The sequence below is a fragment of the Nonomuraea sp. B19D2 genome (assembly GCF_040137845.1).
Lineage (GTDB): Bacteria > Actinomycetota > Actinomycetes > Streptosporangiales > Streptosporangiaceae > Nonomuraea.
The window spans coordinates 21,385-33,905 of sequence record NZ_JBEFAK010000025.1 but is presented as its reverse complement, the minus strand read 5'-3'; the positions used below and the strand labels follow the sequence as shown (position 1 = coordinate 33,905).

At 68.3% G+C, this 12,521-nt stretch carries 11 protein-coding genes and 1 pseudogene; 3 read left to right on the top strand and 9 right to left on the bottom strand.

The window, feature by feature from the left end; genetic code table 11:
* Positions 1–10 precede the first annotated feature (10 nt).
* Positions 11–1,825: a phosphoenolpyruvate carboxykinase (GTP) gene (locus ABN273_RS36080; RefSeq protein ID WP_502911181.1), complete on the bottom strand. Its 1,815-nt coding sequence runs from the start codon at positions 1,823–1,825 to the stop codon at positions 11–13.
* Between the two features lie 347 nt (positions 1,826–2,172).
* Complete coding sequence (locus ABN273_RS36075; RefSeq protein WP_349453589.1) at positions 2,173–2,370, bottom strand: hypothetical protein; 198 nt, start codon at positions 2,368–2,370, stop codon at positions 2,173–2,175.
* A 176-nt stretch (positions 2,371–2,546) separates the two neighbouring features.
* On the opposite strand from ABN273_RS36075, the gene ABN273_RS36070 reads away from it, so the two are divergent.
* Positions 2,547–3,161: a DNA glycosylase family protein gene (locus ABN273_RS36070; protein WP_349453588.1), complete on the top strand. Its 615-nt coding sequence runs from the start codon at positions 2,547–2,549 to the stop codon at positions 3,159–3,161.
* Between the two features lie 240 nt (positions 3,162–3,401).
* Here ABN273_RS36070 and ABN273_RS36065 read toward each other — a convergent pair whose 3' ends face one another.
* The gene (locus ABN273_RS36065) at positions 3,402–4,115 is read right to left on the bottom strand and encodes a FadR/GntR family transcriptional regulator (RefSeq protein WP_349453587.1); all 714 of its coding nucleotides are present in this window, start codon (positions 4,113–4,115) and stop codon (positions 3,402–3,404) included.
* Positions 4,116–4,492: 377 nt separating this feature from the next.
* On the opposite strand from ABN273_RS36065, the pseudogene ABN273_RS36060 reads away from it, so the two are divergent.
* Together ABN273_RS36060 and ABN273_RS36055 are read left to right on the top strand one after the other, a co-directional pair.
* A pseudogene (locus ABN273_RS36060) lies at positions 4,493–4,644 on the top strand (IS30 family transposase); the annotation flags it as partial.
* A 123-nt stretch (positions 4,645–4,767) separates the two neighbouring features.
* Positions 4,768–5,130 (top strand): YybH family protein, encoded by a 363-nt coding sequence (locus ABN273_RS36055; protein ID WP_349453586.1) that lies wholly within the window; start codon positions 4,768–4,770, stop codon positions 5,128–5,130.
* A gap of 226 nt (positions 5,131–5,356) precedes the next feature.
* Here the strand turns inward: ABN273_RS36055 and ABN273_RS36050 are convergent, their stop codons facing one another.
* The 6 genes from ABN273_RS36050 to ABN273_RS36025 form a co-directional block, all read right to left on the bottom strand.
* Positions 5,357–5,644 (bottom strand): hypothetical protein, encoded by a 288-nt coding sequence (locus ABN273_RS36050; protein WP_349453585.1) that lies wholly within the window; start codon positions 5,642–5,644, stop codon positions 5,357–5,359.
* A gap of 497 nt (positions 5,645–6,141) precedes the next feature.
* Positions 6,142–7,563 carry a hydrogenase large subunit gene (locus tag ABN273_RS36045; protein WP_349453584.1) on the bottom strand — a complete coding sequence of 474 codons (1,422 nt, stop codon included), beginning with the start codon at positions 7,561–7,563 and terminating at the stop codon, positions 6,142–6,144.
* Positions 7,560–8,993 (bottom strand): proton-conducting transporter transmembrane domain-containing protein, encoded by a 1,434-nt coding sequence (locus ABN273_RS36040; RefSeq protein WP_349453583.1) that lies wholly within the window; start codon positions 8,991–8,993, stop codon positions 7,560–7,562. The genes ABN273_RS36045 and ABN273_RS36040 overlap by 4 nt, the downstream gene beginning before the upstream one ends.
* On the bottom strand, positions 8,993–9,634 hold the full coding sequence (locus ABN273_RS36035) for a hypothetical protein (RefSeq protein ID WP_349453582.1): 642 nt from the start codon (positions 9,632–9,634) through the stop codon (positions 8,993–8,995). Before ABN273_RS36035 ends, ABN273_RS36040 begins: the two co-directional genes overlap by 1 nt.
* 13 nt (positions 9,635–9,647) lie before the next feature.
* A complete protein-coding gene (locus ABN273_RS36030) occupies positions 9,648–10,577 on the bottom strand; it encodes a respiratory chain complex I subunit 1 family protein (protein ID WP_349453581.1) in 930 nt (309 codons plus the stop codon).
* On the bottom strand, positions 10,574–12,502 hold the full coding sequence (locus ABN273_RS36025) for a proton-conducting transporter transmembrane domain-containing protein (protein ID WP_349453580.1): 1,929 nt from the start codon (positions 12,500–12,502) through the stop codon (positions 10,574–10,576). The genes ABN273_RS36030 and ABN273_RS36025 overlap by 4 nt, the downstream gene beginning before the upstream one ends.
* Between the last annotated feature and the right edge of the window lie 19 nt (positions 12,503–12,521).

The window sequence follows — 12,521 nt, the reverse complement described above, 5'->3', positions numbered from 1 at the left end:
CAGTGGGACCTCAGCCGAGTCGGTGGATCAAGTTGCGGTATTCTTCCCACAACTCTTTGGGCAGGTGGCTTCCGAACTTCTCGAAGTGCCCCGGGATCAGCGAGGCCTCCTCGCGCCAGACGTCGGCGTCGACGCTGAGCAGCGTATGGAGGTCCTCGTCGGAGATATCCAGCCCCTCGGTGTCGAGCGCCTCAGGTAGTCGCCCGATGGGCGTCGAGACGGCGGAAGCTATACCGTTGAGCCGCTCGACGATCCACTTGAGCACGCGGCTGTTCTCGCCGAACCCGGGCCAGATGAACTGGCCTTCGGCGTTCTTCCTGAACCAGTTGACGTAGTAGATCCGGGGCAGCTTGGCGCCCTTGCGGCGGCCGATGTCGAGCCAGTGGTCGAAGTAGTCGCCCATGTTGTAGCCGCAGAACGGCAACATGGCGAACGGGTCGTAGCGCAGCTCCCCGACCTTGCCCTCGGCCGCGGCGGTCTTCTCGGAGGCGACGTTGGCCCCCAGGAACACCCCGTGCTGCCAGTCGAAGGCTTCGATGACCAGTGGTACGGCGGTCGCCCGCCGGCCGCCGAAGAGGATCGCTGAGATGGGCACGCCCTTGGGATCCTCCCATTCGGGGGCGATGGTCGGGCACTGGGAGGCCGGGGTGGTGAAACGTGCGTTCGGGTGCGCAGCAGGTTCACCGCCGACAGGGGTCCACTCGTGCCCCTTCCAGTCGGTGAGATACACCGGTGGGGTGTCGGTGAGGCCCTCCCACCACACGTCGCCGTCGTCGGTGAGCGCGACGTTGGTGAAGATGCTGTTGCCCCAGAGCGTCTTGATCGCGTTGGCGTTGGTCACCTGGCCGGTGCCGGGCGCGACGCCGAAGAAGCCGGCCTCCGGGTTGATCGCGTAGAGGCGGCCGTCGTCGCCGAAGCGCATCCACGCGATGTCGTCACCGATCGTCTCGACCTTCCAGCCGGGGATCGTGGGCTGGAGCATGGCGAGGTTGGTCTTGCCGCAGGCGCTCGGGAAGGCCGCGGCGATGTAGCGGGTCTCGCCGGAGGGCGGGGTGAGCTTGAGTATCAGCATGTGCTCGGCCATCCAGCCCTCGTCGCGGGCCATGACGCTGGCGATGCGCAGGGCGTAGCACTTCTTGCCGAGCAGGGCGTTGCCGCCGTAGCCGGAGCCGTACGACCAGATCTCGCGGGTCTCCGGGAAGTGGCTGATGTACTTCGTCGAGCTGCACGGCCAGGGCACGTCCTCCTGGCCCGGCTCCAGGGGCGCCCCGACGGAGTGAACAGCCTTGACGAAATTCCTTCTTTGCGCGATGAGCTCGAGCGCCTCCGCCCCCATGCGGGTCATGATCCGCATGGAGACGGCGACGTACGGCGAGTCGGTGATCTCGACGCCGAGCTGCGAGATCTCGCCGCCGAGCGGGCCCATGCAGAACGGGACGACGTACATCGTGCGGCCGCGCATGCAGCCCTTGAACAGCTGCCCGAACGTCCGGCGCATCTCGTCCGGAGCGATCCAGTTGTTGGTGGGCCCCGCGTCCTCCTCGCGCTCGGAGCAGATGAACGTGCGATCCTCGACCCTGGCCACATCGCTCGGATCGGACGTGGCGTAGAAGCTGTTGGGCCGTTTCTCTGGGTTGATGCGGGTGAATGTTCCCTGTCTGACCAGGAGATCAGTCAGGTACTGCCACTCGGCCTGCGAACCGTCGCACCATGCGATCCGGTCGGGATGGGTAAGATCAGCGATCTCGTTCACCCACGTGTTGACCTCGATCAATCCCGGATGGCGCAGTCGTGCCTGATCGAGCCCCATGTACCTGTCCGACATGACTCCCCCTTCACCGAGGCTCTTCGTGCTGTTCTGCCAGCATCTGCCTCGCCAGAACGTTGCCAAGCTTCCTGCCAGCCGCGTCCAGCAGATCTGTGACAACCAGGCTGCTCAACGTGTCGATCACCGTGTTGCTCCCCCGACACGTGGTGACGATCCCCGCCCCTCGAAGCACGGACAGCTGGTGCCGATAGGCAGGAGGGCTCGACGCCGCGCTCCATGAGCCGTTCACGTACAGGACGTGCTCTATCAGCGAGCGGTCTCAGGAGGTGAATCCGCAAGGCGTGCGCCAGCGCTCGAAACAACTCGGCCTCACCTTGGGCTGGCGGGATCGGCGCACTCGCACGTCACCCGCCCTCCGGAAGGTCGCGGACAACCTCGAGCGCGGTCGTGTCCACCCCGTGATTTTGAGCGACGGTCAGGAGGTGACGGACGCGTTCGGCGTACACCTGCACACCATGATCATCCCCCACGGTGCGGGCGTCGCTTAGCCGCTTCGCGGCGGCGTTGATCACCGTGCACAGCTCGACAGCGAACTCGTCCATGCTTTCGCTCTTCCCTGGAGAGGCCACAGAACACTCTTTCGCGCTTAAAATACCAACTATCTTGGCAATTGCTAAGATTCGCATTTATGACCCTTGCAGGGCCGGCATGGGCGCGGTTCCTGCAACATCGGCCAGATGCTGCACCGCGCGCTCGACGGTGCTGCGCTGGCCTGCTCGTGCGCGAGCCAGCCCCCGCTGACGTGATCCTCACCGCACGCGAGCCCTTCGATTTCGCCGCCTCGCTCGCCTTCCTGCGTCGTTTCCCGCCCACCGCAGGCGAGCAGCGGCTCACCGCCGACACCCTGACCAAGGCCTTCCGAGTGGCGGGCCAAACGGTCCTGGCCCGCGTCACCGCCACCGAGGCCGGGCTGGAGCTCACCCCGGACCTCGACCAGTTCCTGGCCATCCCCGAGGAGCGGCTGACCGCCCTGGTGGGAAACCCGCGCAAAGGCGCACGGCTGTACGCCGCCCTGCGAACCTGGGGCGAAGTGTCCGAGCCGTTCCTGCGTGACGGGCCGTACGAGGAGGTCAAGAGCTTCCTGCTCGGCCTGCCGGGCATCGGGCAGCGAGCACGAGTTGCGCGCGATGGCCGAGCGCTACGGACCCTGGCAGGGCTACTGGGCCCACTACCTCCGAGTTGCCGCCCAGTCTGGGCGTCGACAACCTGGGCCGCCGCAGGAGCACGCGCCGATCTCAACGAGGCGCCTGTAACGGGTCAGCTCGAGTGCCCCACTGAGAAGGGCCCCACCGTGAGTGGGGAATGGTTCCTCGAACTCCTCGCGATTCCTTGACCGGCGCGTTGGCTACACAGCAGACCTAAGTCCAGAAGCAATTGCTAAGGTTAGCAAGTCCACAAGTAGAGGGAGTATGCCGATGTCCGGAGTGGCGCGCATCGTGATCAGCGCGACGGCGACGCTGTTCTGCGTGGGATGTCGGACCGTCAGCAGCATGTCGGCCTTGCGCGATGGATCGAGTTGCCCCTCCTGCGGAGACACCCGATTCCTTCCGTGGAACGGCAGTCGCTGGGAGCCCTACGCCGTTGATCTTCGCCACCGCTGAGGGTCGTGCTCTCCCGCCTTGGTGAGTGCGGCCAGGATGTGCTGCATGCACTCCTGGGTAGCGCTCTCGGCGGCCGTGACATCACCGGCAGCAATCGCGTGGGCGATCGCGTCGTGCGGGATGTGAGTGCTGTTCAACGATGTGCCCGCAGCTGTGATGCTGGCGCGCATGGCCGCGGAGAAGCCCGTACACAGGTCGATCAGCACCCGGTTGTGCGTGGCGCGCACGACCGACAGGTGAAAGGCCAGATCAGCCTCAACGAACGCGTCCGGATCGCCGGAATGCCAGGCGCGCTCACGCTCGGCCAGCGCCGCGTCGATCAGCCGCACATCCTCGACGGTTCGGTGGGCAGCGGCCAACCTGGCCGACTCAACCTCCAGAGCTTGGCGGACTTCGAAAATCTCCAGTTGCTGGGCCTGTCGCAGGCGGCGCAGCATCGCTCCCGACAGTTCGCTGGCGGCCCGCGTGTAGGTGCCATCACCCTGGCGGCTCTCCAGGAGGCCCGCATGAGTAAGTGCGCGAACGGCCTCGCGGATGGTGTTACGACCCACGCCGAGCCGCTCGCTGAGCACCGTTTCGGTGGGGATCTTGCTGTTGACCGGCCAACGTCCCGAGGTGATCTGCTTGCTCAGCTGATCGATGACCTGGTCGACGAGCGAAGCTCGATGTGCTGGCTGCAGAGCCACCTCAGTCTCCTCAAAGCTCCTATTGCCCAGTGATGGGATGGATTATTTCAGAACAAGCGCACTGATCTCGTGGATCTCTCGCGGAATGGCCCGCAGACGCGAGGAGCCCCGGCATGGATACCGGGCGCTCGTATCCGCTCCTCGCCTCGCTCGATGAGCGCCGTGAGCGAGAGAAGGCATTCTCCTCGGCCGTCAGCCGGGAGATCCGCCGCAACCGGTACCCCACAGGCGGCCAATACCGGCCGCACGCGGCTCGGGCCCGCGCCGACGCGCCGGCCGCTTCCCCGGCCCTGCGTAAGACCTTTCCTGATCGGGCGGAGCTGCATGTGTCACGAGACCATCTACCAGGCGCGCTACGTCCAGGGGCGCGGCGAGAGCGCCAGTACTTCCCCAAGGGCACGGACCTATCCGTCCACACCCGCGAGACCTCGACGCGGTTTCTGCGGAATTGAACGCCAGACCAGGAAAGACACTCGGCTGGGACACCCCGGCTGAACGCCTCGCGGAGCTTCTGGCGACCCGCGTCTGACCGAGGGCCTGTCACAGACGTTGATCAGTGGCTGTCTTCGGTAGGGATGGTTTGTCGTACCTACCTGGCATGATCGCTTGTCGTCCGAGGCAGCTTGCTCTGATCTGATGGGAGTTACAGACAATGACCATTGATGATGCCCGGAAGAGCGCCGTCCAACCCGAGGATCTCAGCCGGTACATCGTCGAGCGGCTCAACGCGGGCGATGTCGAAGGGCTGGTGGCGCTGTACGAACCGGACGCAGTGCTGGCGTTGCCGGACGGCCAGGTGGCCCGGGGGGCCGATGAGATCCGTCAGGCATATGAGCGTCTGGTCGCCAATCGACCCACCTTTGCCCCTGGGCGACAGCAGCCCACGCTGCGTAATGGCGACCTGGCGCTTACCTCGGTGCGTTTGCCCGACGGCGGCATCACGGTCGAAGTGGCTCGCCGTCAGGATGACGGCACGTGGTTGTGGGTGATCGATCAGCCCAGTCTCCTGGGTTAGAGAGTCATTGGTTGATGGCGGGATGGACGGCGACCTCAGCAGCCGCCGCCTCCGATTGGGTTTCCGTCTTCCCCCGACACGGGAGCACGGAAACCCAATCGGCTCGCGCTATGCTGACCGCTGCCAGCAAAAGTGATCACAGTGTTGCGACGATCCCTCGAATGCGCCCCCTTCGGGGGTGAGGGGGCCTCCTCAACATTCTCGCTGATTCGTCCAAGAGCGGATATCACACCGCCTCCAGCAGGCCTGAGCAGACGCTGAATTCGAACAGGTCAGCGCTGATCTTGGCCTGATGCGAGAAGGTGACAGCATCGGCGCGTGACAACGACTCCCAGCACAATGAGTCCGTCAACATCAAAGCGCGCGCCGCTACCGACGGCAGCGCCGTCGCAGACCCTGTCTCCGCCTCGTGTCGCAGTTCGGCCACGTCGCTCTCCGACGTCGTACTCGCAGTGACAGCCTGCAATCGGCCGAGGAGGAGCGACAGCTCACCCGCGAGATACTGCTGCGTCATGTCGGCCTCCTCCCAGGTTGGGAGAAGACCAGCGTAACCCCGGATGGCTGGCTACGGGACTTCCCTCTCTGCGCGCTGCTCTACAGGTTGATCGGAGGGAGCCTGTCGTAGGGGAAGAGGGGGCCGGTACGGCAGATGTTCATGCCAGTGATGCGGCAGCGTTTACAGCCTGCGTTGGTGCATCGCAGGGGCGGAGCACGGCCAGCCCGGCCTCCCAGCCGATGAGCAACAGCGAGCGAGCGGCCGACGGCGACTTTTATGTCCCATCCGACGCCGAAAGGGCCGCGTAGTTGAAGCCCCTGTCCGAGCTCGCCGAGCGAGGCACCGCATTGCACCCGGAGAGTGGACACCTGCAGCGGCTCGCTGGTGGAGGGGACGAGGGACAACGTTGCGACGCCTGGCGTGTGCCTTGGCACAGCGATGAGCCGGTATGGCTGCGGGGCCATGGCCCAGGCTCCGTACCGTTCATCGAACGGTACGGAGGGTGCCAAGCCCGGTCAGAGATCGTTGCCTGCGTAGGAGAGGTTGAAGCTCTTGTTGACCAGCGGGAAGTCGGGCACGATGGCGCCGCTGAGGGCGACGGGCAGCGCGGGCCAGTTGAAGAAAGACGGATCCACGATCTTGACGCGTGTGAGGGCACCTTCGGGGGAGAGCTGGACGCGGTGGACGATGGTGCCGCGCCAGCCCTCGACGATTCCGACACCGGAGAGGCGGTCTTCGGAGAGCGGGACGCTCGCCGTGCAGGCATCGAGGAGCCGCGTGATCAGGGTGATAGAGGTGGCGATCTCCTCGGCGCGGATCTGGAAGCGGGCGAGCACGTCGCCGCCGGTCCTGGTGGCGACGGTGAACTGGCCGAGGTCGGTGAAGGGGTGGTCGCGGCGAGCGTCGACATCGAGGCCGCTGGCGCGGGCGACGTAACCGAGGGTGCCCAGGTCGCGGGCCGCCTGGGCGGACAGTATGGCGGTGCCGGTGAAGCGGTCGGCGATGACGGTGTGGCCGAGGGCGAGGTCGACGATCTCGGTCACGTCGGCGCCGATGGCGGCCAGCGCGTGGGGGTCGGGCAGGGAACGTAGCGCGACGCCGCCCAGCCTGACGCCGCCGCGCAGCAGCCGGTGCCCGGTGACCTGGTCGTTGATGCGCAGGAGTTGCTCGCGTACTCGCCCGGTCTGGGCGTGCAGCACGGAGTGGGCGACGTCGTTGCAGAGCGCGCCCAGATCGGTGACGTGGTTGTAGAGGCGTTCGAGTTCCAGCAGTACGGCACGGCCGCGCTGGGCCTCGTGGGGTACGTGGGTGCCGGTGGCCTCCTCGATGGCCAGGCAGTAGGCCAGGGTGTGGCCGACGGTGGTGTCGCCGCTGATCCGTTCGGCCAGCGGCAGGCCCTCCTCCGGCCTCCGGCCCTCGAAGAGTTTCTCGATGCCTTTGTGGACGAACCAGAGGCGGGCCTTGAGTTTGAGGATGGTCTCGCCGACGACGGAGAAGCGGAAGTGGCCGGGTTCGATGAGTCCGGCGTGCACGGGGCCGACGGGGATCTCGTAGACGCCGGGGCCTTCTACAGTGACGAAGGGGTAGGGGCCCTCGGGGTCGCCGAAGGCGGGCGGGGGTCCGGCGTCGGGGTGCATCGGGTACCAGCCGCGGGGCCAGTGGTGGTGGCGGACCAGGCGGCGGGGGAGCGGGTGGCCGATCGGCTTGATCCCGTACAGGTCATGCATTTCCCGCTCGAAGCGCCCAGCCGGGAAGGACAGCTCGGCCAGGCTGGGGACGATTGGTTCGGCCAGGGGCAGTCGCAGTTCGGCATGCCGGTCGGGATTGGCGGCCGTGAACAAGTAGACGACCTCAGTCGCGTCGGCGGAGACGAGCGCGAGACGGTAGCCGTCGGCGAAAAGCTCGGCCGCGCCAGAGAGCAGCTCGTCGTGGGTCACGGCGTCGCTCCAGCGATGTCGGCGGCGGCTTGCAGGAGGTCGCCCAGCGGGCCGAGAGTGACGCCAAGGACTGCACACGCGGCAAGCCCGGCGACCAGGACAGCGCTGTTCGTGCGCGGCACGGACAGCTGCGGGCTCCCTGGCGGGCCGAGCAGCATGGTCCGGCTATGCCGCCCGATGGCACCCACGATGACCAGCATGAGGACCAGCGCGATCGTGACCGCCCAGCCCAGACCGGCGGCGAAGGCAGAACGGACGATACCGACCTCACTGGCGAACAGGCTGAACGGCGGCATGCCGAGCAGCGCGAGCAGCCCGAGCGCGAACACCCCGGCCAGCAGCGGTGCCCGGGTGGCTAGCCCCTTGACGGAGGCGATCCGGCTGCTGCCGGTCGCCTGATGGAGATGCCCGGAGGACAGGAACAGCACCGACTTGCCAAGCCCGTGGCCAAGGACGTGCAGCAGCACCGCGACCAGCGCGAGCCGGCTGCCGACGGCGGCGCCGAGCGCGACCAGTCCCATGTGCTCGATGCTGGAGTAGGCCAGCAGCCGCTTGTAGTCGCGCTGCCCGAGCAGCAGTACGGCGGCCACGGCGAGTGAGGCCAGCGCGGCCGCCACCAGCAGCACCCGCATCGAAGTGACGCCCAGCACGGCGTCGGCGATCACCTTCACGCGCAGGATCGCGTAGAAAGCGACCGACAGCAGCACTCCGGACATCAGCGCGGAGACCGGGGCGGGTGCCTGGCTGTGCGCGTCAGGCAGCCAGGCATGCATCGGAGCCAGCCCCGCCTTGGTGCCGAACCCGAGCACGACCAGCACGGCGGCGATCCGCATGACGCCCGGATCGAGGTCGGCGGCCTGCCGCGCCAGAGCGGCCCAGTCCAGCCCGACCGCGGAGTGCACGCCCGCGTAGTTGACCAGGACGATGCCGAGGAAGGCCAGCGCGATGCCGACCGAGCAGATCACCACGTACTTCCAAGCCGCCTCGGTGGCGCTCTTGGTCCTGCGGAACCCGACGAGGAATGCGGTCAGGATCGTGGTGGCCTCGATCGCCACCCACATGATGCCGAGGTTGGCAGCCAGCACCGCCAGCGCCATCGCCGCCACGAACGCCTGGGTGAGCACGCCATAGCGGCGCAGCGCCGGATGCCCGGTGTGCCCGGCGGCCAGTTCCGCGGCCAGATAGGCAGGGCTGGCAAGCATCGCCAGGAGCGCCACCGCGCCGATCACGATCAGCATGAACGCACTCAGCGCGTCCACCCGCAGCAACCCCCACAGCGCGCCACCGGACCCGAGCCTGGCCAGCGCGACCGCGGAGGCCAGCACCCCGGCCGCAGCCAGCGAGCCCAGCCACGCCGTCACCCGGGTCCAGCCGAGGACCGCATACAGGCCGCCCGCCAGGGCGGGCAGCAGGATGGGAAGGATCAGCATCAGTCGTGCAACTCCCGCAACTCATCCAGATCGGTCCCGCCGAAGGCCGCCCGCATCCGCGTGGTCAGCACCTGCAGCACCAGTACGGCCAGCAGTACGTCCAGCGACACCCCGAGCTCCACCACGAGCGGAACCCCGCTGGTGGTGAGGAAGGCGGTGGCGGTGATGGCGTTGTCCATCAGCAGGAACCCCACCACCTGCGACAGCGCCCGCCGCCGGGTCACCAGCACGAAGAAACCGACCAGCAGCACGGTCAGCGCGACCGGCACCGCCTGCGTGGCAGGGCTCGGCGCCAGCCGTACCAGCGGCTGCGATACGGCGTAGGCGAGCATGGCCAGCACGGCCACCACCAGCAGCGAGGTGGCCACGTTGACCAGCGGCTGGGTCTCGCGCGCCTCCCCACTGGAAACCAGGGCTCGGCGCATCAGGTAGGGAAGGAGCCCGGCACGCAGCGCGCCGACGCCGATACCGACCAGCACCAGCTCGACCGAGCCCTGGTCAGCTCCGAGCACGACCACCATCGCGCCCAGGGCGAGCCCCTGGAAGGCGAACAGCCACACAATGGCGGCCAGGTCACGCCGCCAGAGCACCAGCACCCCGGCCAGCAGGAACGCCCCGCAGGCCAGGTTGAGAGCTTGCACGTACAAGGGCACCTCACGCCAGGAAGAAGGAGGCCGCGACCGCCAGCAGCGCCATCACGAAGGAGCCGGCCAGCAGCTCGGGGATGCGGAACAGCCGCAGCTTGGCCATGAACACCTCGCCCGCCGCGAGCAGCGCCCCCAGCACGGCGACCTTGACCACCAGCACCACCATGGCCACCAGTACGGCCACGACTCCGGCTCCCGCGGTGACGATGCCCCACGGAGCGAACAGACTGGCCAGCAACCCGAGCAGGACCGACAGCCGAGCGGCGGAGGCCCACTCGATCAGCGCCAGGTCCGGCCCGGCGTACTCGAGGATCATCGCCTCGTGGATCATGGTGAGCTCGAGGTGCGTGGCAGGGTTGTCCACCGGGATGCGGCCGGTCTCGGCGATGGTGACGATCGCCAGCGCTGCCGCGGCCAGCAGGCTGACCGGCGAGACCACTGTGAGTGGCTGCTCGGCGGTGTAACCGACGATCGCGCCGAGATCGGTGGAGTCCGCCCGTACCGACAGCGCAAAGACCGACACCAGGATGGTGGGCTCCACGAGGGCCAGCACGGTCATCTCGCGGCTGGCGCCCATTCCGCCGAACGCCGTCCCGGTGTCGAGCCCGCCCAGCGCCAGTGTCACCGAGCCCAGCGCGAGCAGCGCCACCACGGCGAACAGGTCGGACACGCCTGCCATCGATTCCGTGCTGACCAGCGGCACCGCGGCCGCCGCCACCAGTGCCGTGGCGGCCAGCACGAGCGGCGCCATCCGGAACACCCAGCCGGTGCCGTCCGGAGTGATCGGCTGCTTACGTACCAGCTTGCGCAGGTCCCGCCACGGCTGCAGCACGCCGGCCCCGGCCCTGCCCTCCAACCGGGCCCGCACCTGCCGCATCATCCCCACCAGCAGCGGCGCTCCCAGCACGACCAGAATCACCTGCAGCAGCGGGGTCACCGGAGCACCGCCAACACGATCAGCGCACCGGTCAGCGCGTAGAAGCCGTAGGCCAGGTAGCGGTGCACGCTGCCGTTGGCCAGCACCCGCGCGGACCGTCCGACCGCCTTGAGCCCAGCCAGCACCGGCTCGTACAGCCGGTGCTCGATCCTGTCGGGGATGCGGGCCTGGAAGCGCACCCGCTCCACCAGGTAGGCCGACTCTCGGACCGGTGTCACGTCCACATCACTCTCCGGCGCCAGCACGTCGTCGAACACCCTTTGCAGGGGCTCGGCGAACGAGGTGGCTGTGTACTCCATCCGTGCCGACATCGGGCCCGCCCCGCAATCCCACAGCCGGGCGGCCCGCCGTACCCGCCGGGTCGAGATCAGCCGGAGCACTGCCAGCAGCGCGGCGACGGCCAGCACCAGCGAGCCCGCGATCAGTACCGGTGAGATGGTGCCCAGCACCCCGTTCAGTCGCAGAGCGACCTGCCCGGACACCGCGGGCGCGCCTGGCAGGATCGCGCTCAGCCCGGGCAGCACCGCGGCGGGCGCGAGAGCCAGGAGCGCGCAGCAGGCGGCTGCCGTCCCCATCCCGGCCAGCATCGAGGGCGGACTCTCCGTCGCCGACTCGGCTCCGCTACCGCGCGGCCGCGCCAGGAACCCCACCCCGAACGCCTTCACGAACGTCGCCACCGCCAGCCCGGCTGACAGCGCGATCACCCCTACGGCCAGTGGCATCGTGATCGCGCCCGCCACCCCGGACGAGGGCAGCGCATGAATCAGGCTCTGCAGCAGCAGCCACTCGCTGACGAAGCCGTTGCCTGGCGGTAGCGCCGACGCGCACAGAGCACCGATGGCGAACAGCACGGTCGTGTACGGCATGCGGGACCGCAGCCCGCCGAGCGCGTCGAGGTCTCGGGTGCCGGTGGCGCGCAGCACCGAGCCCGCCGACAGGAACAGCAGCGTCTTGAACCCCGCGTGGTTGACCACGTGCAGGACAGCCGCCGTCAGCGCCAGCGCGGCCAGCGCCGACCCCGGTCCGAAGAACCCGGCTGCACCCACGCCGACCAGGACCAGGCCCATGTTCTCGGTGGTGGAGTAGCCGAGCAGCCGCTTCAGATCGGTGCTCACAGCCGCCTGCAGGATGCCGAACAGCGCCGACAGCGCCCCCACCCCGAGCACCACCAGCCACCACCATTGCGGCCCGCCACCCAGCAGGTCCAGGCCGACCCTGGCGATGCCGTACACGCCCAGATTCACCATCGCCGCGCTCATCAGCGCCGACACGTGGCTTGGCGCCTCCGGGTGCGCCCGCGGCAGCCACACGTGCAGCGGCACGATACCCGCCTTGGAGGCGAACCCGGCCAGCGTCGCCAGGAAGACCACATTGCGAGCCGCGGGGGACAGCGTCGCACCCCGCAACTGGTCGAACGCCTCGCCGCCCGCGCCCGCCGCGAAGAACGCCAAGCCCGCCAGAATCGCCACGAACCCCAGATGCGTCATCACCGCGTACCACAGCCCAGCCCTGCCCACCTCGGCACGGTGTGCGTGCTCGGCCAGCACCAGCAGCAGTGACGTCAGCGCCATCAGCTCCCAGCCCACCAGCAGCGTGCTCACGGTTGCCGCCGCAGGGACCAGCAGCATCGACGCCACGAACAGCGGCAGCGTGGCCTGCACCACGCGACCCGACTCCCGGGCGTAGCCGACCGCGTAAATGCCGGCGCACACCGCCACGCCGCCGGTCACCGCCACGAACACACCGCCCAGGGGATCCAGCGACAGCCGCACCCCCGCCAGCGGCAACACCTCCGGCAGCCAAGCCGCCCAGCGCCCCCCGGCCAGCGTCGACGCCCCGGCAGCCACGCCCAGCGCGCCACCGCCCGCTGTACCCCATCCCGTGACGGCGGAACGGAGCCAGGACGGTACCACTAGCGCGGCCACGGTGGTCACCACGCACACG